We start from the raw sequence: 20616 nt of genomic DNA on the forward strand, positions 1-20616 counted from the left end.
GTCTGCCCGGGGGCCAAACCCCCCGTCGGAGGGGCTCCCCCCGACCGCCGGGGGGGCCGGGCGCCACCGCGCCCGCCACCACGGTCGTTTCAGCTCAGCACGCTTCCGTCGAGCCGTTGTCGCTGAGGTACGCGTCTGCGAACCAGCCCTGTTTCTGCGTGCCCGCGATACGTCCCCAGGTCCACGCGCGGAGACCGCCCGCCTCGTCGCCGTACGTGAAGCAGTGGTAATAGATCAGCGTGTTCTTGCCGGCCAGGCCCAACGCGGCGCAGTGGGTGTGCGGGCCGACCCGGTAGCGCAGATCCGTGGTCGTCCTGCCCTCGCCGCTGTCCTTGTTCGAGTGCGAGTGGCTGCAGTCCATGGTCTGGACGGGTTCGTTCGGCGCGCCCTCGGAAGTGGCCGCGGCCACCCCACTTGCGCTCAACAGAGCCGCCGCGACGACCCCGGACATCGTCAGCATGGCCTTCCGGCGCGAATTCCTCATGGTTCCCCCTCAATCGCTCGTGATTGTCACCGGCCCGAGAAGGATGCGATGCGGCGCTTGCCTGGCGGTTTCCCCCTGCTTGCCGCAGGCCTGACCGCGGGCGCCCGCCCAGTGCGTGGTGTGCTCAGCAATCCGCACAGCAGCTGAGGCAGGCGCCGCACCAGCGCGGCGTCACCGCCACCATCCAGGAGCGCCTGCGGGACTTTCCGAGGTGGACAAGGGCAAGACGTCCGGCCCGGTCGTCCTGGAGGACGGCAGCGTGCTCGCCGGGGCCGTGGCCGGCAACCCGCGGATGGGCGGACAAGTGTGGTGAGCGAGGTGCTGGGCAACCTGATCACCAACGACTTCCTCAAGCTCCTGGATGGCCGGAACCGGCAGATCGTCGTGCTGCTGAACAGCGGCGTCACCAGCAAGACCGAGATCGCCGACGTCCTCGGGTATGCCAACCACAGCGCCGTGTCGAAGCGCCTGGTGCAGATCTGTCGGGCCGCCGAGGCGTCGGTCCTCGTCCGGCATCTCCCTCCAGCGGCGCTGAAAGTGCGCGACCAAGGACACGACGTCCTGCTCAGCGTTGAAGTACTGGTTTGCCACCATGTGCGCGGTCAGCATGGATGCGTGTGCGATCGGCTCCCCGTCGAGGCGGACACCAAGGTCCGGCGCCGTCTCGTCGGGATCTTCGTTGCCGTACAGGTGCTCGTTGAGAACAAGCATCATCCATGCCAACGACTCCGCAGCGGGCAGCGTTTCGTCGGAGGCGACGTAGCAGTGGCGCAGCGCGTACTCGATCAATTTCAGCACGTTGTGCTCGGTGACGACGTAGCTGCCCTTGTCGATCTGAGCCAACACCTGCCCGAGCACAGGTGGTGTGAAGGGCTCTTTCGCGAAGTCGCGATCGACGACTTGACGCTCAGTACCGCGTAGCGGATGTGGCGAGTCTGGAAGTAGCTGCGGACGATGTGCGGTTGGCGTTGGCGGCGACGTAGGAAGCGGCGGTCCGGTGGTGCGCGGTCATGCGCTCGTTCTCGCCGGTCGTGCCTGGGTGGGGTCCCAGCCGCTGACCGCGCCACGGAAGTCGGTCCGGTCGGCGGCGACCGCGGAGTTCGCGGTCGCCGCCTGGGGATCAGGTGCGGGTCCACCTCTGGTTGGTGCCGCCGTGGCAGTCCCAGATGATGACCTTCGTCCCGTTGGCGGTGGCGCCGCCGTTGACGTCCAGGCACTTGCCCGACGCCACCGCCGTCACGCTGCCGTCGGAGTTGACGCGGAACTGCTGGTTGCCCTGGCCATTGCAGTCCCACAACGTCACGGCGGTGCCGTTGGCCGTGCCCTGGTTGTAGGCGTCCAGGCACTTCGCGTCGTCGTAGGCGCGCAGCTCACCGGCCGCGGTCGTGGTGAAGCGCTGGTTGGTCTGGCTGTTGCAGTCCCAGATCTGGGCCAGGGCGCCGTTGGTCGGCGTGCTGCCGGGGATGTCCAGGCAGCGGCTGGAGCTCTGGCTCACCAAGGAGAACGACGTGGGCGCGGGGCCCCCGCCACCGATGACGACGTACACCGCGGTGCCGTGCGCCGGGACGCTGGCCGAGATGGCGCCGGACGTGGTGGTCGTGCCGTTGGTCCAGGCGTCGCGCAGCGTGAACGAGCTCCCCGACAGGCCGATCGCGCTCGCCGTGGTCGAGACGGTGGTCGTGCCGCCGCCCTGGTTGAACAGGGCGACCGCGACGTTGCCGTTGGCCAGCCGCTTGGCCAGGACGCGCCGGGTGCCGTCGTTGGAGACCTGCCTGGCCTGCAGGCCGAGGCTGTCCTGGTTGATGGCGATGAGGTTCGCGTTCTTCAGGATGGTCGACGTGGCGGCGTCCATGTTGCGCAGGTCGTTGCCCGCGATGAGGGGCGAGGCCATGACGGCCCACAGGGCGAAGTGGCTGCGCATCTCGGTGTCGTTCATGCCGCCGCGCCCGACTTCCATCATGTCCGGGTCGTTGAACCCGCCTGGCTGGGCGTAGGACGCCAGGGGCACGGTGACGTTGACGATGTTCTGGATGCCCATCGGGTAGCCGTTGGTCTGCCCGGTGTCCCACTTGTTGGTGATGTCCTCGGTGGTGCGCCACATGTTCGCCACGTCGCCCCAGTTGCGCCGGGGCCCGGTCTTGTCGTGGATGCTGTTGGAATTGATGCTGTAGACGATCGGGCGGCCGGTGGCGCCCAGCGCGTCGCGCATCTTGGCGAACGTGCGCACCTGGTCGTCGATCGTGCCGCTGGGCGAGCACCAGTCGTACTTGAGGAAGTCCACGCCCCAGGCCGCGAACTGGCGGGCGTCCTGCTCCTCGTGGCCCAGCGCCCCGGTCGAACCGGGGTAGGAGTTGAAGTACTGGGCGCACGTCTCGGCCAACGGCGCCTGGTAGATCCCGAACTTGAGGCCCTTGCCGTGGATGTAGTCGCCGAGCGCCTTCATGCCGCTGGGAAACCGGCTCGGGTCGCCTTGGAGGTTGCCCGCCGAGTCCCGGTTCGGGTTCATCCAGCAGTCGTCCACCACGACGTACTCGTAGCCCGCGTCACGCATGCCGGAGTTGACCATCGCATCGGCCATCTGCCTGATCAACGCCTCGTTGATGTTGCAGCCGAACGTGTTCCACGAGTTCCACCCCATCGGTGGCGTGCGTGCCACACCGTTCTCCAACGCCTCCGCGGACGACGTATGCAGTACCGCCGTCATCGCGGACAGCAGCAGCACGCCTGCCGCTAACAGCGTTGCCGCCCTGCGAGGACGGGGAAGTCGTGTTGCTGTCACCCTGATCTCACTCCTCGGTGCGTACGGCTTTCCGGCTGCCATCCGTGCTGCCGCACGGCCGGGCACAGCGCTGCCCGTTGCTCCGGAATTCCGGGTTCGACAAATCCGCCGGCGGGCTGTGACGCGGCGGCTTCCGTCAGCGGCGCAGGCTTCGACGGAGACAGTGTCGCACCCATTGTTCACGCTCACAAGAGCGTCTCCATAAGAAGGTATGAACCACCGTTCGGGAGCCCTCGTTTAGGCTTTATCACTGCTTCTACCTGCGGTTATGGGGTTCCTTTCCAGCTGTTCGACGATGGTTCGATGCCAGATAAACCTTCTTTAGCGCTAACATTTAGCACGGGAAGAAGCGTTGACTGCCAGGCCTCTGCACGATTACATCGGCTCGTATTTTTGAGTCGAAAGTGATCATCTTCCGACAAGTTGATCACTTGTGATCGAGGTCGAGGGTGCGCACCGGTTATCGCCTGCGGAGCGTGAGGTGCTGCGGTTGCGGGTGGTGGCCGCGTTGGAGTCCGGTCGGGTCGAGGGCTATCGGCGGGCCGCCGAAGTGTTCGGAGTCTCCGAACGGTCGGTGGGCACCTGGTGGCGGGGCCTACCGGCGGGACGGTCGCGACGGCCTGGCGACCCGCAAGGGGCGTCCCGGCCCTGCCGAACTGATCAGCGCGGAGGACCGGGGCACGTTGTTCGCGGCGATGGCCGACTACACCCCCGGGGAACTGCTGATCGGCGGCCCGATGTGGACCCGCCAGGCGGTGGTCGAGCTGATCCGGCTGGTCGGGGTCGCCATGACCGAGCAGGGCGTCGGTTTGTGGCTGCGCCGCCACGGGTTCACCCTGCAACGCCCGGCCCGATGCGCCTACGAACAGCAGCCCGCCGCGGTGCGCGCGTGGCTGGACGAGCAGTACCCGGCGATCGAGACCAGGGCGAAGGCCGAGGGCGCCGCGATCGCGTGGGTCGACCAGTGCGGGCTGCGCTCCGACGCAGCACCGCCGGGCCGGTCCTGGGCGCCGAAGGGCCGAACGCCGATCGTGCGGGTGACCGGCAAACGGCTGCGGGTCAACGTCATGTCCGCCGTCGCCTCACGCGGCGCGCTGTGGTTCACCGTGTTCACCGAACGCTTCACCGCCACCGTGTTCACCGCGTTCCTCGATCGCGTCGCCCGCCAGGTACACATCATCGCAGACCGGCACCCGGTGCACCGCAGCAAGGCCGTCCGCGCCTGGCTGGAGACCAACGCCGACCGGGTCGAATTGCACCTGATGCCCGGCTACAGCCCCGAACTCAACCCCGACGAACTGCTCAACGCCGACCTCAAACGCAACGTCAACGCCTCACGAGCCCACACCGTCGACCGCCTCGCCCACCAAACCCGCCGCTTCCTACGTCGCCGCCAATGCCAACCGCACATCGTCCGCAGCTACTTCCAGACTCGCCACGTCCGCTACGCCATCATGTAGGCAACCGAACACTTTCGGCTCAATAGAAGTAGTCGAAAAATGAATTACCCCACGGGATTATGATGAATCCCGTGGGGTAAGAGAATGTCCGAGGGGACTTGAGCTCCCACGCGTAGCAAGCGTGCGCGGTTTGTGTGTTCACGCGCTATTGGATAGCTCGAACCTAGTATAGAGGGCCAGTCGACACGATTCAATCTTTCGCCGCTAAGTTCTGTCGAATGGGGCCAAGAATTTTCGCGGCGACCTGTTGGACCGCACGCTGATCTGGGATCAGGCCCATCTGCGGCAAGGGCTGCGTGAGTACGAGCGGCACTACAACGAGCACCGAACCCACCAATCACTCGCTGGCGCGACACCACGAGTACCGCCATGTGTCTTAACCTGCATGGACGTAGTTTTCGGCACGCACAGAGTACTCGGCGGCTTGATCAGCGAGTACGAACCTGCGGCGGCCTGATACGCAGGTCAGCCCCATCAGTCAGTGTTTTGGTACCCCGCAGGCTGATCTTCATCATGTTCTCGTTTTCGGGACTGCGTTCTACGTTCACTGGTCAGATTAGGTCCGCATGCCAGCGCTGGGTTCGGCTCAGGTGCTGGTATCCGACCCACTCCTGGGCGATGCGGCGTCCCTGGACGAGGAGGTTCGTGGCGGTCTCGAGGTGCTCTTCCGGGAGCCAGCTGGACAGCTCGGCGGCGCGGTCCTCGCTCACGGCCATGTCGCCGGCTCGCCAGCTCCGCCCGATGGTGAACAGCTCGGCGTAGAGGTGCGTCGCAGGGCGGACCGGAGGGAGCCCGGTCGCATGTGCGGTGCGCCCGGCTGAGGCGGGGATCCGCAGCCCGGAGGAGTCGACGTCTCCGAAGTAGCGGATCCGGCGGATCTCGCGCTGTTCTCGACCACCAGCAACAGGTCGCCGTCGCCGACGCGCTTCAGGTGGTTCTCGTTCAACTCTTCCAGCAGCTGCTTGCTGAACAACGGCGGGGGGTGTCGCTGTGGCGTGCTGCAGATCGAGCAATCGCTCCTGGTCACCGAACAGCGGACCCTCTTCCAGCTGTCGTGAGCCGGACCACGACGTTCCTCCGCGACGTGTTGGGCCGAGTGACGAGCGACGGCCCGAGGACGGTGTGACCATATTCGGCCACGACGATGCCGATCGCCTGGTCAGCGCGACCAACCACTGCTCAACATCGGGCCGACACGACCGGATCGGGTAGTTCCACCCCGGCTGGTTGGTTGGTGATGGTCGGGATGGACAAGAATGCGGATTCGAGCAAGGTGTCTCGAAGCTCCGATTTCAACGGCGAGGATCAAACATGTCGACTGCGCGGCCCACTGCGATCATCACCGGGGGGACCGGCGGCATGGGGCTGGCAACGGCAAGGCTCATGGGTCACGACCATCGCATCGTGCTGGCAGACCTCGATCAGACGCGCCTTGATGATGCGGTGCGTGAGCTGGCCACGGCTGGAGTTGACGCGATTGGCGTGGTGTGCGACATCACCGACAAGGCATCCGTCGAGCAGCTGTTCCAGTGCGCGGAGTCTGAAGGAAGTCACGTTCGCGCAGTGGTCCACGCCGCTGGGATCAGTCCGCACATGGGTACGGCCGAACGCATTGCTCGCATCAACGCGACCGGCACCGTCAACATCGCGCGGGCATTCCTCGCACGAGCTGCGGACGGTGACGCACTCGTCAACGTGGCATCCACCGCCGGGCACAGCATTCCCAAGATCCTCATCCCGCTCCGTGCTTTCCGCCTTGCCGAGCGACGACCCGACGACTTCGAGAAGGCGATCGTCAGTCGCGCGAGGGTCGTCGGCCGAAAGCTGAAACCCGGACTGGCCTACGCGATCAGCAAGAACTTCGTCCACTGGTACAGCCGGTACCTCGCAGCCGAGTTCGGCGAGCGGGGAGCGCGCGTCGTCTCCGTCTCTCCGGGGAGCTTTGACACCGCGATGGGGCGTTTGGAGGAGAACCACGGCGCCGGTGAACTGGTGAAGTCGGCAGCGATCAAGCGATTCGGCAAGCCTGAGGAGGTCGCGGCTGTTCTCGCGTTCTGCGCGAGCGAAGCGCCCGGTTATCTGACTGGGGTCGACATCCTGGTCGACGGGGGCACCAAGGCCGGGAAAGAGTTCGCAACGGCTCAGTAAGCCGCCCAGACTCGGACCCGGTGCTGTGGATCGAGGATGATGATTACCCCCTCGGCGCGAACTCCGTCGTGTCGTCGACGAAGCCGGAGTCGCGTGCGGACGGCGGTTGGACCGGAGGCAATAAGCGCACCTGCGAGACATGCGGCCCGTTCGGCAGGCGCACAGTGGTGTTGCCCGGTTCGCGCAGTGTCTCGGGACCTGCCTGGATCAGGTCCACAGCCACGTCGGCCAAGCCTGGGTGGGCAACGCCGCCCGAAATCTCGAGGTCGACGTTTAAGGTGGGAACACAAAGGTGCACTTGTGTTTCTTCAACTTCCTGAAGCTCGGAGCGTCGTGAAGCGCTCTTCGGCCCGGTCGATCTCGCCGAGCTGAGTGAGGATCGAGCTGGGGGTCGAGTCGCCGACCACCTTCTGCATCAGCCGGGTGTGGTCCAGGATCGCGTCCCGGATGGGTCGCAGCGCGCGCGGCGCGTGATGGAAGACCTGCCCGAGGACGTAGGCCTGCTGGGACTGCCGGGCGGTGTGCGGCTTGCGGGGGGCCTCGAAGGCGTCGAGTGCCTCGCGGACGGCCTGGTAGTCCGTCAGGTCGATCCCGCCCAAGCGGCGGCCGATGAAGTATCCGTCCTCGATGGCCATACCGGCGCCGTACGCGGCGTACGGGGATGTGGGATGCGCGGCGTCGCCGACGAGGGTCGCGCGGCCCTTGGACCACTGGCCCAGTGGCTTGCGGTCGCGGATCGCCCAGCGCTGGACGTGCGCGGGGTCGGTCGCGGCGATCAGCTGGGGAAGCGGACGGGCGAAGGCCTGGCCGAGGGTGGTCGCGATCGAGTGCGGGTCCCCGGTGAATTCCTGGCTCGTGTCGAACGCCTCGAGCACCCACCACTGGTGGCCGTCACGTCCCTTGTCGCGGATGGCTGTCCAGCTGCCCTGGACGGTGCGGCTGTGGGAAAGGACGCACATGCCGGGCTCGGCTTCGATGCTCTTGTCGAAGGTGTAGCCGCCGATGACGTGCAGGTTGTGCTCGCGCTTGGGGCTGTCACCCCACAGCGTGCGGCGGACCAGGGAATCGATGCCGTCGGCGCCGATCACGACGTCCGTCTCGTGGATCCGTCCGTCCGCGAAGTGCAGCCGAACACCGCTCTCGTCCTGCTCGACGCGTTCCACCGTGTGGTTGACCCGCAGGACTCCCTCAGGCAGCGCGTCGAGCAGCCGCTCGTACAGTTCGGGCCGCAGCAGGCCGATGAAGCCGCCGCCGTAGTCGCGGACGACGTCCTCCGGGATGGCCGCGCTGACCCTGCGGCGGCCGCTGGCGTTGCGGAACTCGGCCTTGCAGGGTGCGCCCAGGTCTTCGATGTTCACCCCGAGCAGCCCGAGTGCCTTGATGGGGGCCGGCCACAGGTTGAGGATGGTGCCGGCCGGTCGGGCCTGTGGGTAGCGCTCGAACAGCACGACGTCGTGGCCGGCCTGGTGGACGGAGAGTGCGGCGGCCAGACCACCAGGGCCGGCGCCGATGACGGCGACGCGGCCACGCTTGCCGGGGGACTTCGTCATGGCGCGTTCCTCGATCCTGGTTGTCGTTGACCCGGTAGACGATGAGGGTGGGTTTGTCACGCGGTTCCTGGGCGCGTTCGCGGGCGCGGGGGATGGCCACCGGTTCGGCACCGGGTACGACGGTGTTCGAGATGGTGCCGATGCCCTCGACGGTGAGGGTGACGGTGTTGCCGGGCTCGAGCGGTGGTAGGTCCTGGCGGACAGCAGGTCCTTGCCGACGACCTCGCCGTTGATCTCGGCGGTCAGCGCCAGGCGCAGGAGTCCGTCGCTGTCGCGGTACGGCTCCAGTTCGTCCGCGGTGACGAGGTACGGGCCGAGGGTGGTGACGGTGTACTTGCCCTTGCAGGGACCGAGGCCGACCTGCATCTCGCGGGACTGGAGGTCGCGGGCTGACCAGTCGTTGTAGATGGTGTAACCGATGATGTGGTCGCGGGCCTGTTCCGGGGTGAGGTCACAGTCCTCGCGGCCGATGACGGCGTAGGGGTTGGTGAAGTAGGAGGTCGGCGCGTCGTACCAGGCGTCCGGGACGCCCGTGGTCCCGTCCATGCTGCGTCGTACACCCTCGACGTGCTCCTCGAACGTGACGAAGTCGCGTATGGACGGCGGTTGGAGCGGTGGCAGCAAACGCACCTGCGAGACATGCGGCCCGCCCGGCACGCGCAGGGTGGCGTTGCCCGCTTCGCGCAGTGCCTCGGGACCTGCCTGGATCAGGTCGAGAAGCGACGCCGTGCCAGGCTGAGGATGGAGGACGCCGTCGTCCCCCACGGTGGCGACGCGGCTGCGACCGTGTTGTTCGTAGGTGGCGAAACGCATGGCAGTCCTGGGTAGCTGGGCGAGTTGGCATTGACCGGGGTGCGGCGGCACGTCAGGGCTGGACAGTTCGACGCATCCCCGGATCGCGGGGTCAGACCGGCGGAGCGACGAATGGGAGACACGCCCTCGTCGCTCTTGGCGGGTTCACCGGGAGCCGAGCGTGGATGCGGCCGCGAGGCGGGTGCCCTGTCGCCAGACCGCGCGAATCGACAGGCTGTCGTTGATGGTCGTGGTGGGATCACCGTCGACCAGGACGAGATCTGCCCGCAGGCCTTGCTCGACGCGGCCCGATCGTGGAGGCCGAACCGTCGTGCTGTCAGTGAAGTCGCCGAGCGCAGGGCTTCGGCGGGGCTGAAACCGGCCTGTACGAACAGTTGCAGCTCGCCGTGCAGACTTGCCCCGTGGGTCACGCCGCGCACGGTCAGAGCCGCGGCGTCGGTGCCTGCGATCACGTCGACCCCAGCCTGGCGCAGGGCTGCGATCGTGGCCAGTGCCATGTCGAAGTGCGAGGCGGGCAAGGCGCCGAACGTGTCGGAGAGGTGCGCCCGCAATTCCGGCGAAAGCTTTTCCGCAACGCGGGGATCCTGCGCCAGGTCCGTGCTGTGCGACAGCCCGACGAGGGAGGCAAGGGGGGTCAGTGTCGGCACCACGAACACGTTCGCGCTTGCGATGCGGTCGACGATCTCCGGGGTGTGGGCCGTGTCGGCGAACAGATGGGCGAGGCCGTCGACGCCGGCGTCGACCATCTGTTCGGTCTCGTGCAGCGTCATGGCGTGGGCCATCACCATCTTCCCGCGAGCGTGCGCCTCGGCGATCACGGCGGCGTGAATCTCCAGTGGTACGTGCGGCAGCTGGAAGCCGAACGCCCCGCCACTCTCGGCTATCACCTTGATGTAGTCGGCGCCCTCGCTGATCCGGTCGTCGACGAACCCGGCCGCCTCCGCCACGGTGGTCGCGGTCGGCCAGACCGGATCGTTGAGGCCCTTCCGGAACCGATGAGGGTGGCCGTCGAGGTGGGTGAGCGAAAAGGAGGCGCTCCGCACGTCCGCGAAAGTCCGGTCGGCCTCGACCTCGGCGCGCAGCGGAATCATGGTGGCGGGCACCGAGCCCATGTCGAGCTCGGTGGTGACGCCGAAGGTCAGCGCCTGGCGCAGCATCGAGGCATCTGTGTGGGTGTGTGCGTCGATCAGGCCCGGCAGCAGGGTTGCGCCGATGGCGTCGACGACTTCCACCCCGGTGACCCGCGGCCCGCCCACCGAGACGATGACGCCGTCGGCGACGTGCACGTCGACCTGGCCCAGGTTCTTCTCGCCGTCGAACACCTTCGCGCCGACGATGACGAACTCGTTGATCGGACTCTCCTCGCAATGCTGGACATGTACTGGGTAGGGCTTCACTGCTCACGCGCGCGACGGCGACCCAACGGGGGCCCTTCCGGACAGACTGGGCCTACCGGCCCCGTCGTGCGGGTGGGATGGGAATCGGCTCGACTCCTGGCACGACGCGGGTCGTCAGGGTGCCGAGTTGTTCGACGGTGACGGTGACGACGTCGCCGGGTTGCAGGGGGCGGTGGGCGTTCAGGCCTTCGCGACCCCACAGTTCGGCGAGGCAGCCGCCGCCGCAGGTGCCGGAGCCGAGGACGTCGCCCGGGCGGATCTCGGCGCCACGGGAGGCGTAGGCGATCATGTCGGCGTAGGAGAACGCCATGGACGACCAGCGGTCCTGCCCCAGCCGTTCGCCGTTGATCTCGACGGTCATCGTCAGGCCGAACGAGGTGTCGGTGCGCCAGGGTTGCAGCTCGTCGGGGGTGACCAGGACCGGTCCGAGGGTGGTGGCGGTGTCCTTGCCCTTGGTGGGGCCGAGCCGGACCTGCATCTCGGCGAACTGGACGTCGCGGGCCGACCAGTCGACGAGGATGGTGTAGCCGGCGACGTAGGCGTCGGCGTCGTCGGGGTGGATGTCGCGGCCGGTGCGGCCGATGACGGCGGCGACCTCCAGCTCCAGGTCGAACATCCGGCTGCCGGGCGGTACGGGGACGTCGTCGGCGGGGCCGAGGATCGCGTAGGGGTTGGTGAAGTAGAACGCGGGTGCCTCGTACCAGCGTTCGGGGACGGTCGCGTCGGTTCCGCCGAGTCTGGCGACACCTTCGACGTGCCGTTCGAAGGTCATGAAGTCCCGCACGGCGGGAGGATCGGGGATCGGCGCACGCAGCCGAAGGTCGCCGACTGCCAGGGTCGGGGCAGGTGCGGCCAGGGCCTGCTCCCCGGCCTCCCGCAGGGTGCCGTCGCGCAGGAGGCCGAGCATCGTGACGCCGCGACCCAGGGGATGGACCTGGTCGTGGTGGAGGACGCCGACCCGATCACCGTCGTCGTCGGCGTAGGTCACGAATCGCACAGTCGCGCTTCCCTTCAGACGGAGGTGTGCATCGGGCGGCCGAGCCAGGCGATCGCGTCCCCGAAGGCGGCGATCGGGTCGAGGTCCCGGCCGGCGTGGTCGGCGTAGACGCGGTGCAGGTTGAGCACGATTCGTTCGGCGTCGGCCCAGCCCGTGAACTCGCCCAGGTCGACCTGGCGGGCGGCCTGCAGGGGCGTCAGACCCTGGGAGAGCCCGTCCTGGGCGATGTCGAGGATGAGCCGGTAGTAGCGGCGGTGCTCGTCCAGGACCCGGGTGATGTCGGCGCCGGTGAGGACCGGGCCGTGGCCGGGGACGACGACGTCGGGTTGCAGGGACTCCAGCCAGTCGACCGCGGCGAGGGCCCCGTCCACCGAGCCCATGAAGACCAGCGGGGTGAGTCCGGCGAACACCAGATCGCCGGCGAACAGTACGCGTTCTTCGGGCAGCCAGGCGATCAGATCTCCACTGGTGTGCGCCGGGCGGCCGGGGTGCAGCAGCTCGATCCGCCGACCTGCGACGTGCAGGGTGAGTGCGGAGCCGACCGAGATGTCGGGGAGCCTGCGGGTCACCGGCCCCCAGTCCGGGACCGGGTTCCACAGCGGCGGGCAGCCGTCGATGACCGGGTCGGCCTGAAGCCCTTCCCGCATCCGGCTGTGCCCGACGATCACTGTCGTGGAGGGGAGGAGGCTGTTGCCGTAGGTGTGGTCACCGTGCTGGTGGGTGTTCACCGCCAGCCTGACGGGCGCCCCGCCGGTGGCCGTGTCCACGGCGTCGAGAAACCGGCGGGTGCGGGCCGCGGTGGCACAGGTGTCGATCACCAGGACCCCGTCGTCGCCGGCCACCACGCCTGCGTTGTTGACCCACCAGGTCCCGTCCGGCTGCACCCAGGCGTGGATCCCGGGGAGCAACTCCTGGAGTTCCGCCGCGTCCGCTGTGGGAGGAGGAGCGGAGTTCGTGTCCGGGGTGTCGGTCATGACCCGGCCTGTCCGTCGTCCTTCACGGTGGCGACGCGGCTGCGACCGTGCTGTTCGTAGGTGGCGAAACGCATGGCAGTCCTAGGTAGCTGGGCGAGTTGGCATTGACCGGGGGCGCGGCGGCACGTCAGGGCCGGACAGTTCGCCGCCCCCCGGATCGCGGGGTCAGACCGGCGGAGCGACGAAGACGCCGCGGTCGACGTCGTTGTGCATCTCCTTGGCGACCATCTCGTTCATCGGGTTGGCCGTGCCCCACTGGTCGGCGTTCTCGGGCTTCGTCAGGTCGTAGATGTGCGGGTGCCAGGTGTCCTCGTCCAGCTCTTCGAGCTCGGTGGTGTACTCCACGGTGTTGCCGTGCGGGTCGAGGAAGTACGTGAAGGTGTTGTCGCCCGCCATGTGCCGTCCGGGGCCCCAGAGCTTGGTGGCGCCGGAGCGCAGCAGCCGGCCGGTGCCGCGCATGTACTCGTCGATGCCGCGCATCTCGAAGGAGAGGTGTTGCAGGGAGGTGTGCGGGCCACGGGCAATGGCCATGGAGTGGTGCTGGCTGCTGATCCGCATGAAGTGCATGAGCTCGCCCATGTGCGGGATGGCCATCGTGTCGGACAGCCGGAAGCCGAGGTGCTGCTCGTACCAGGTGCGGGTGGCGTTGATGTCGGTGGAGTTCAGCACGACGTGCGACAGACGGACGGGGATGGATTCCTTCTCCTCGACCCGGCGGTGCTTGCGTGCCTCGACGTCGGCGGAGACCTCGATGGTGCGGCCGTCGATGTCGAAGAAGCGGAAGCCGTAGCCGCCGCCGGGGGTGTCGAGCTTCCCGGGCTGGGAGATCAACTGCACTTCACCCGCGAGGAGCTGTTCGGCAAGTGTGTCCACATCGGCGGGGTTCGCGGCACCGTAGGAGATGAGGTCGAGGCGCTTCTCGTCGGCCTTGCGGAGCCGGACGATGTACTGCTCGGGCGAACCTTCGGCAGCGAGGAAGGAGATGCCGGAGTCCTCGGCGACCTTGGTCAGGCCCCAGACGCCGGCGTAGAAGTCGAGCTGCTTGTTGTAGTCCGGCACGGCGAGGTCGACGTGCCGCAAGTGGGTGAGTAGACGGTTGGTCATGTCGGGCTCCTCAGATGAGACGCAGCAACGCTGCCGCGTTGCCGCCGCGCACGGCGTGGAAGTGGGGGTCGGGCAAATCCTTGACGGCGTGCAGCGCGCCGAGCGGGTCGTCGGTGCCCATGTCGAAGGGGAAGTCGGAGCCGAGCAGCACCCGGTCGGGGCCGGCCACCCGGATCAGTTCGCGCAGGACGTGCGGGTCGTGGACGAGGGAGTCGAAGTACAGCCGCTTGAGGTAGCTGCTGGGCGGGTGCGCGCAGCCGCGGGCGTCGGCGCGGGCACGCCATGCGTGGTCGGAGCGGCCGATGTGGGTGGGCAGGTAGCCGCCGCCGTGGGCGGCGACGACGCGCAGCCCGGGATGGTTGTCCAGGACGCCGGAGAAGATGAGGTGGGAGAGCGCGACGGCGTTCTCGGCGGGCTGGCCGACGGTGTTGGACAGGTACCACCGGTCGAGGCGTTCGTCGAGGGTGCAGCCGAAGGGGTGCAGGAAGAGGATCGCTCCGGTTTCCTCGGCACGCTTCCAGAACGGTTCGTAGGCGGGGTCCGACAGCTCGCGCCCTGGCGCGTGGCTGGAGATCTCGACACCGCGCAGGCCCAGGCTGAGGGCGTGGTCGAGGGCTTCGACGGCGTGGTTCGGGTGCTGGAGCGGGACGAGGCCGAGGCCGTGCAGTCGTTGCGGGGCTTGGGAAACGTGTTCGGCGGTGCCGGTGTTGGCCTCTTCCCAGACCGTGCGGGCCAGCGTCTCCTCGGCCCAGTAGTGGTAGTGCGAGGGGGAGGGGGAGACCAGTTGGACGTCGATCCCGGCGGCGTCCATCGCGGCGAGCCGGGCCTTGACGTCGGTCAGTTTCGGGATGCGGTCGCGCAACATCGGGCCGCTGACGGCAGCGGCCTCGGGGCCGTTGCGGCGGGCGTCGAGAGCACGGGCGGCGGCCAGGGCGGGGTGTCCTGCGACGGCGTCCTCGATGCGCGGGAGCAGGACGTGCGCGTGCACGTCGATCGTGGGTGCGCTGCTGAGCGGACGCGCGGAGTTCACGGGGTTTCCTTGATGACGGACATCGTGCGGGACATCAGACCGGCCATGTCGACGTTCCGGTTGCCCTCCAGCTGCCACTGACCGAGTTGCACCGAGGCGTCGACCACCGTGCGGACACGGTCGATCCGGCGTTCGTAGAAGCCGGTCAGCAGGGTGTCCAGGGAACTCCAGTCCTGTTGGCCGCTCAGCATTTCGGCGAGCACGGAGGCGTCTTCCAGCGACATGGCCGCGCCCTGGGCGATGGTGGGGGGACAGGAGTGGGCGGCGTCGCCGATCAGGACGACCCGGCCGCGGTGCCAGGCGCCCTCGACGAGCAGCCGGGTGAACCACGTGTAGTTGACCTTGGCCGGGTCGGTGATGCTCGCGGCGATTTCCGGCCACACGCCGCCGTAGCCCGCGGCCAGCCGGCGCATCTCCTCCGCGTAGGAGGCGGGGTCGATGGTGGTGCGGTCGCGGTTGGCCTCCACGAGATAGGCGTAGATGGTGTCCTGGCCGGTGGGGCAGTAACCGGCGATGTAGCAGGCGCCGCCGTAGCTCAGGTCGGAGCGCACCACGCCCTCGGGGCGGTGCGTGGCGACGCGCCAGATGGCCATGCCGGTCGGCTCGGGCTGGTCGCTGATGCCGATCATGGCGCGGGTGGCGGAGTTGACGCCGTCGGCGGCGATGACGAGGTCGTAGCGCCCCTCGGTGCCGTCGCTGAAGCGGACGGTGACGCCGGTTCCGTCCTGGGCCAGCTCGTTCGCGGTGGTGCCGAGACGGACGCTCGCGCCGCTGGCGCGGACGGCCTCGCACAGGATCTCCTGAAGCTGCGCCCGCTGCATGCCCGCGATCGCGGGCAGGTCCTCGCCACCCGTGCGGATGTTCTGCTGGACGTGGAACACCGTCCCGTCGGGCGCGGCGAGGCCCACGGAGTCGAAGGCGAAGCCGGTCTTCTCGACCTCGTCCCACACGCCCAGTTCGCGCAGGACGCGCAGCGCGTTGCCCTGCAAGGTGATGCCGGAGCCGAGGACGCCCCAGTCAGGTCGTGCCTCGATCAGCTCCACGGTGATGCCTGCCCGCCGTAGCAGCACGGTCACGGCGTTGCCGGATGCTCCACCGCCGATGACGAGGACGGTGCGAGGACGGGGATCTGTCATGGGGTCTCCCGGTGAGGGCCGCGCGACGTCGGGCGGCAAGGGCGGGGCCGGGGCGCGCCTGTCGGAGCCGCCCGGCCGTTTTCAGGGCGCTACTTGACGGCGATGGGGTCGACCGGCGCGCCGACGGCTGCCGCTTCCTGCACGACACAGCGGGTGCACTGGGCGCCGAGCCCGGTGATCGAGCCGTCCATCACGTCGCCGTCGCGCAGCAGCCGGCCCCAGCGGATGCCGTTTCCTGCCGGGCTGCCGGTCAGGACCAGGTCGCCGGGGAGGAGCCGGGCGGTCTGGGAGATGTACGAGACCAGCCGTGCCACACCGAAGATCATGTCCTTTGTGGACTCGTCCTGCATGGTCTTCCCGTTGAGCTTGAGGGTGATCTGCAGGTCTGACAGGTCGGCGACGGAGCCTGCCGGGACGATCCAGGGGCCCAGCGGAGTGAAACCGGGAGCGTTCTTGCAACGCAGCCAGTCGGTGCCGATCGGGGGCATGTCCCGGCGGAAGACGGTCGCCCGGTCGGTGAGGTCGTTGGCGATGGTGTACCCCGCAACGTGGTCGAGGGCCTCCGCCACGGTGACCCGGTAGGCGGGGCGGGAGATCACCGCGGCCAGTTCCAGCTCCCAGTCGGGCTGCTCGGCCCACGAGGGGAGCACCACGTCGTCGTAGGGACCGGTGATCGCGGTCGGCAGGCCGATGAAGACGTACGGGAGGTCCTCCGCGGCCCGCTTGTCCATGATCGCCGCGACCTCGGCGCGGGCCTCCTCGGCGGTGCGCGGGTCGTCCGGGGCGCGGTGCGCGACCGCCAGGTCGATCACGTGCTGCCGGTAGTTGGCGCCCGACTGGAAGATCTGCCGGGGCTCGAGGGGCGCGTGCACCGCCAGGTCCGCCAGCGGCCGCCAGTCGCCCGCCGGGTCCTCCGCGAGGGTGCGCAGGAGTGGCAGCCGTTCGTCCCAGTGCTCCAGGAGTGCCAGCGTGGTCAGCGTGGATTCGCCCAGTGCCGCGCACAGGTCGAGGACACGGCCGTCCGGTACCACGAGGCCGGGGAACCTGGCCCCGTCCGAAGCCGAAAGGGTGCCGATGGCGAACGGGCCCGAGAAGGGGGCCGACGCGGCGGTGGATGTCACGGAGATGTCCTCCCGATTGAGATGTCACCAATTTGGCCCGGAAGGTACGATCTGGCAAATTGATTCCTTGGATCGTCACGATCCATCGCGCAGATACTCGTCAGGCCCGACTCCGCACTTGGGGTGCTTTGTGAATCTGGCAAGCCTCGACCTCAACCTGGTCGTCGCCCTGCGTGCCCTCCTGGAGGAGCGCAACGTCACCAAGGCGGGACGACGCATCGGGCTCAGCCAGCCCGCCATGAGCGCCGCGCTGGCCCGGCTGCGACACCATTTCGACGACGACCTGCTCGTCAGGGTCGGCGCACACTACGAACTGACCACTCTCGGCCTGGCGCTCCTCGCCCGCACCGCCACCGCCTGTGACCTGCTGGAGCGCGTCTTCGCCAGCCAGGTTGACTTCGACCCCGCCCGCGAGGAACACGAGTTCACCCTGGTCGCCTCCGACTACGCGGTGGCCGTGTTCGGCGCCGAACTCGCCCGGACGATCCATGCCGAGGCGCCAGGCATCCGGCTCCGGTTCAAACAGGCGTCGACGGAGATCATCGAGGACACCGCGACGCTGCTGAGCAGCGTCGACGGGTTGCTGATGCCACACGGCATCATCCGTGGCTTCCCCGCGGTCGATCTCTACCGGGACAGCTGGGTCTACCTCGTCGCCGACGACAACCCCGATGTCGGTGAGGAACTCACCCTCGACGACCTGGCCCGGCTGCCGTGGGTGACGTACCAGCGCACCTACGACGCGCCCGCCGCTCGCCAGATCGGCATGCTCGGCATCGAGCCGCGCGTGGAGGTCTCCGTCGACAGCTTCGGGTTGATGCCTCAACTGGTCGCGGGTACCCGCCGGGTGGCCCTCGTCCAGCGACGTCTCGCCGAGCAGTTGGGCGGGCTCGTCCCGGTCCGCGTCATGGAACCGCCCTACGACGCCGTACCACTCCAAGAAGCCCTGTGGTGGCACCCCGTGCACACGCACGACGCGGCGCATATCTGGCTGCGTGAGACGGCGGCCAGGGTCGGCGAGGCCGTCAAGGACGATCGGCCAGCGGTCTCCAGTTCGCCGATCTGACAGCTCATCGACGGGGTGTGCTGTCCCGCAGGACGACGTTCGTGGAGATGGGTACGACCCGCGAGACGTCGTCGTTGGAGAGCGCGAGTTCCATCGCGCAGAGGCCGACCTGCCGCAGAGGTACGGCCACGGAGGTCAGCGCCGGAACGACGTCCACCGCTGGGCCGATGTCGCCGAAGCCGGCGACGGCGATGTCCCGGCCGGGGACCAGCCCGGCGTCGCGGAAGGCGGTCATCACACCGATCGCCATGACGTCGTTGGCGGCAATGACGAGTTCCGTGTCGCCGAGGCCCTGCCGGACGAGTTCGCGGCCGGCGGCAAGACCGCCGCGGCGGCTGAACTCGGCTTCGACCACGAGCCGTGCCTCGACGCCGATGCCGAACTCGCGAAGGCCATCCACGAAGCCTTCGCACCGGTCGCGGGACGTCCTGAGCGCGGCAGACGCGCGGACGACCGCGAATCGCCGGTAGCCCAGCCCCACCAGCTCGCGGGCAAGCTGCCGCGCTCCTCCGTAGTTGTCGATGCTGACGGTGCAGAACGGCAGGTCGTACTGGCTTATCAGGACGACGCTTCCGCCCGCCCTCCGGTAGGCGTCGAGTTCCTCGATGAGGGCGGCGCGGGTATCGGTGCCATCGATGCGGCTGCCGGTGAGGATGATGGCGCGGGGCCGCATGCCGCGCAGCGTCCTGACGATCTGGAGCTCTCGTTCGGGGGAGCGGTCCGCGACCGCCATGGTCACGATGAGTCCGGCGGCCTCCGCCGCCTGCGTCGCCCCGCCCGCGACGGTGGAGAAGTACGGGTCGTCGACGCCGCTGACGACCAGCGCGGCGGTGTTCGTCGTCCCTCTCGCGATCGCCTGCGCGGACAGGTGCGGCGTGTAGTCCAGTTCGGCGGCCGCGGCGAGCACCTGGGCGACGTTCTCCTGGCGGACGTTGCGGATGCTGCCGTTGAGCACGCGCGACGCCGTTGCCTGTGAGACGCCCGCCGTTCGTGCTACATCGTGCAGGGTCGCCTGGCGCTGTGCGGCCGCGGCACCCTCGTGCTGCTGCGGAGGCGCAGCCGACCCGTCTTCCATACCCGAATTGTGCACCGGAGTCCCACAACTCCCTGGCAACGGAGGGTTGACCACGGGAGCGCCCCTCATTGAGCGAACTGCCCCGCTCGTAACGGAATACGATTTCCCAGCAGCGGTCCACCGTGGACATCTTCCGATACCGTCGACTGCGGCGCGTTCGTGGTACGGGAGGGATTACTGCACTGTGCCCCATCCAGCCAGACCGACCGTCACCCTGCGCGAGGTGGCGGCGGCCGCCGGTGTGTCGGTCGCGACCGCGTCGCGAGTCCTGGGCGGCAGTTCTCGGACTGTTGCGCCGGAGTATCGGCGGCGGGTCCTCGCCGTCGCGGCCGAGCTGCGTTACACCGCGGACGCCTCGGCCCGGTCGATGCGCCGCGCGAACGACTCGATCGCGGTCGTCGCCGACGACCTCACCACCCCGTCGATCGGGATCGCCGTCGCGGCGATGGAACGGCAGGCGCGCGACACCGGCGCGTTCGTCACCGTCTCGTCGACCCACGGCGCCGTTGAGCGCCAGTTCGAAACCGTGCGGTTGCAGCGTGCACTGCGGCCGCGGGCGCTCATCCTGACCTCGAGCCGCGTCGAGGCGAACGCCCTGGAGGGGCGCCTGCTCGGCGAGTTGCTCGGCTACGAACGCGAGGGCGGCAGGGTGGTGATCGTCGGTGACACCGACATGCCGTTCAGCTCCATCAGCTTCGACAACCGCGACTCCGCCAAGGAGCTCGCCGCCCATGTCGCCGGGTCGGGACACCGGCACGTGACGATCCTCGCGGGTGCGCGTGGGACGGGGAACGTCGCCGCCCGTACGTCGGGCTTCGTGGAGGGGCTTCGCCACGGCGGTGTCGACGGGCGGCACATCCGCATCTCGCACTGCGCGGTGAGTCGCCAAGGCGGCTTCGACGCGACGCGGCGGCTGCTCGCCAAGGGACTGGCGAGCACCGACGCGATCCTCGCCGCCAACGACACCATCGCCATCGGTGCGATGTCCGCCCTCCGGGCTGCCGGCATGGCGGTTCCAGCCGACGTCTCGGTGACCGGCTTCGACGACATCGAGCTCGCGACCGACGTGACACCGCGGCTGACAACCGTGTCGTTGCCGCTGGCGCGGGCAGGAGCCGAGGCGATCCGCCTCGCCCTTGCGGCTCACCCGGAAGTCGAGCACCTGACGATGCGCGGGCAGGTCGTTGTGCGCGACAGCACGGCGATCCGCGCCGGCTGACCTCAGCCGTTCGCTCCGCAGCCATCGCTGACGGCCAGTTCGTCCACGGGCGCACCGATGTCACCTCGTTGACGCATTCAGCTGCCTGAACCTTGACGCGCTCAGCCGAACACTGCTTTTCTTCGCGGAATACGTTTTCCCGCGAGGCCGCGCGTGCTCCCGGTGCGTCCTCGCCTGGACGTGAGCCGCCGCGCCCTGAGCCGTCAGTCAGGTTCGCCGCTTGAGGCGAACACAACCACCACGACGAGAAGAGGCATCAGTGA

The 20616-nt window shown here is 68.5% G+C and carries 18 protein-coding genes; 6 read left to right on the top strand and 12 right to left on the bottom strand.

The window, feature by feature from the left end:
* Positions 1-94: 94 nt before the first annotated feature.
* Positions 95-484, bottom strand: a complete 390-nt coding sequence (locus tag G7043_RS40380) for a hypothetical protein (RefSeq protein ID WP_166054000.1) — start codon at positions 482-484, stop codon at positions 95-97.
* Positions 485-793: 309 nt separating this feature from the next.
* Here G7043_RS40380 and G7043_RS47865 point away from each other — a divergent pair, with 309 nt between their 5' ends.
* Complete coding sequence (locus G7043_RS47865) at positions 794-1405, top strand: hypothetical protein (RefSeq protein ID WP_207312383.1); 612 nt, start codon at positions 794-796, stop codon at positions 1403-1405.
* Positions 1406-1604: 199 nt separating this feature from the next.
* Here the strand turns inward: G7043_RS47865 and G7043_RS40390 are convergent, their stop codons facing one another.
* The gene (locus G7043_RS40390; protein WP_313888319.1) at positions 1605-3263 is read right to left on the bottom strand and encodes a glycoside hydrolase family 27 protein; all 1659 of its coding nucleotides are present in this window, start codon (positions 3261-3263) and stop codon (positions 1605-1607) included.
* Positions 3264-3739: 476 nt separating this feature from the next.
* Here G7043_RS40390 and G7043_RS40395 point away from each other — a divergent pair, with 476 nt between their 5' ends.
* Both G7043_RS40395 and G7043_RS40400 read left to right on the top strand, forming a co-directional pair.
* Positions 3740-4723, top strand: a complete 984-nt coding sequence (locus G7043_RS40395) for an IS630 family transposase (protein ID WP_166054001.1) — start codon at positions 3740-3742, stop codon at positions 4721-4723.
* 247 nt (positions 4724-4970) lie between these two features.
* Positions 4971-5180 (top strand): transposase, encoded by a 210-nt coding sequence (locus tag G7043_RS40400; RefSeq protein ID WP_242643214.1) that lies wholly within the window; start codon positions 4971-4973, stop codon positions 5178-5180.
* 94 nt (positions 5181-5274) lie between these two features.
* Here G7043_RS40400 and G7043_RS47870 read toward each other — a convergent pair whose 3' ends face one another.
* Entirely contained in the window at positions 5275-5439 is a 165-nt protein-coding gene (locus G7043_RS47870; RefSeq protein WP_207312384.1) for a hypothetical protein, read from the bottom strand.
* Between the two features lie 595 nt (positions 5440-6034).
* Here G7043_RS47870 and G7043_RS40410 point away from each other — a divergent pair.
* Positions 6035-6871 (top strand): SDR family NAD(P)-dependent oxidoreductase, encoded by an 837-nt coding sequence (locus G7043_RS40410; protein WP_166054002.1) that lies wholly within the window; start codon positions 6035-6037, stop codon positions 6869-6871.
* 308 nt (positions 6872-7179) lie between these two features.
* Here G7043_RS40410 and G7043_RS50185 read toward each other — a convergent pair whose 3' ends face one another.
* The 8 genes from G7043_RS50185 to G7043_RS40455 form a co-directional block, all read right to left on the bottom strand.
* Positions 7180-9234, bottom strand: a complete 2055-nt coding sequence (locus tag G7043_RS50185; protein ID WP_313888320.1) for an FAD-dependent monooxygenase — start codon at positions 9232-9234, stop codon at positions 7180-7182.
* Positions 9129-10556: an amidohydrolase family protein gene (locus G7043_RS40425; RefSeq protein ID WP_166054004.1), complete on the bottom strand. Its 1428-nt coding sequence runs from the start codon at positions 10554-10556 to the stop codon at positions 9129-9131. The genes G7043_RS50185 and G7043_RS40425 overlap by 106 nt, the downstream gene beginning before the upstream one ends.
* A 127-nt stretch (positions 10557-10683) precedes the next feature.
* The gene (locus G7043_RS40430) at positions 10684-11619 is read right to left on the bottom strand and encodes a fumarylacetoacetate hydrolase family protein (protein ID WP_313888321.1); all 936 of its coding nucleotides are present in this window, start codon (positions 11617-11619) and stop codon (positions 10684-10686) included.
* A 23-nt stretch (positions 11620-11642) separates the two neighbouring features.
* The gene (locus G7043_RS40435) at positions 11643-12602 is read right to left on the bottom strand and encodes an MBL fold metallo-hydrolase (RefSeq protein ID WP_166054005.1); all 960 of its coding nucleotides are present in this window, start codon (positions 12600-12602) and stop codon (positions 11643-11645) included.
* Positions 12603-12767: 165 nt separating this feature from the next.
* Complete coding sequence (locus G7043_RS40440) at positions 12768-13706, bottom strand: VOC family protein (protein WP_166054006.1); 939 nt, start codon at positions 13704-13706, stop codon at positions 12768-12770.
* 10 nt (positions 13707-13716) lie between these two features.
* Positions 13717-14736 (bottom strand): amidohydrolase family protein, encoded by a 1020-nt coding sequence (locus G7043_RS40445; protein ID WP_166054007.1) that lies wholly within the window; start codon positions 14734-14736, stop codon positions 13717-13719.
* On the bottom strand, positions 14733-15872 hold the full coding sequence (locus G7043_RS40450) for an FAD-dependent oxidoreductase (protein ID WP_166054008.1): 1140 nt from the start codon (positions 15870-15872) through the stop codon (positions 14733-14735). Before G7043_RS40450 ends, G7043_RS40445 begins: the two co-directional genes overlap by 4 nt.
* Before the next feature lie 89 nt (positions 15873-15961).
* The gene (locus G7043_RS40455) at positions 15962-16993 is read right to left on the bottom strand and encodes a fumarylacetoacetate hydrolase family protein (protein ID WP_313888322.1); all 1032 of its coding nucleotides are present in this window, start codon (positions 16991-16993) and stop codon (positions 15962-15964) included.
* 130 nt (positions 16994-17123) lie between these two features.
* On the opposite strand from G7043_RS40455, the gene G7043_RS40460 reads away from it, so the two are divergent.
* The gene (locus G7043_RS40460) at positions 17124-18059 is read left to right on the top strand and encodes a LysR substrate-binding domain-containing protein (RefSeq protein WP_166054009.1); all 936 of its coding nucleotides are present in this window, start codon (positions 17124-17126) and stop codon (positions 18057-18059) included.
* 4 nt (positions 18060-18063) lie between these two features.
* Here G7043_RS40460 and G7043_RS40465 read toward each other — a convergent pair whose 3' ends face one another.
* A complete protein-coding gene (locus tag G7043_RS40465) occupies positions 18064-19134 on the bottom strand; it encodes a LacI family DNA-binding transcriptional regulator (RefSeq protein WP_166054010.1) in 1071 nt (356 codons plus the stop codon).
* Between the two features lie 184 nt (positions 19135-19318).
* Between G7043_RS40465 and G7043_RS40470 the strand changes: the two genes are divergently transcribed.
* Complete coding sequence (locus tag G7043_RS40470; RefSeq protein ID WP_166054011.1) at positions 19319-20353, top strand: LacI family DNA-binding transcriptional regulator; 1035 nt, start codon at positions 19319-19321, stop codon at positions 20351-20353.
* Positions 20354-20616 lie beyond the last annotated feature (263 nt).

The organism is Lentzea alba (assembly GCF_011067745.1).
In the GTDB taxonomy this organism is placed as follows: Bacteria; Actinomycetota; Actinomycetes; order Mycobacteriales; family Pseudonocardiaceae; genus Lentzea; species Lentzea alba.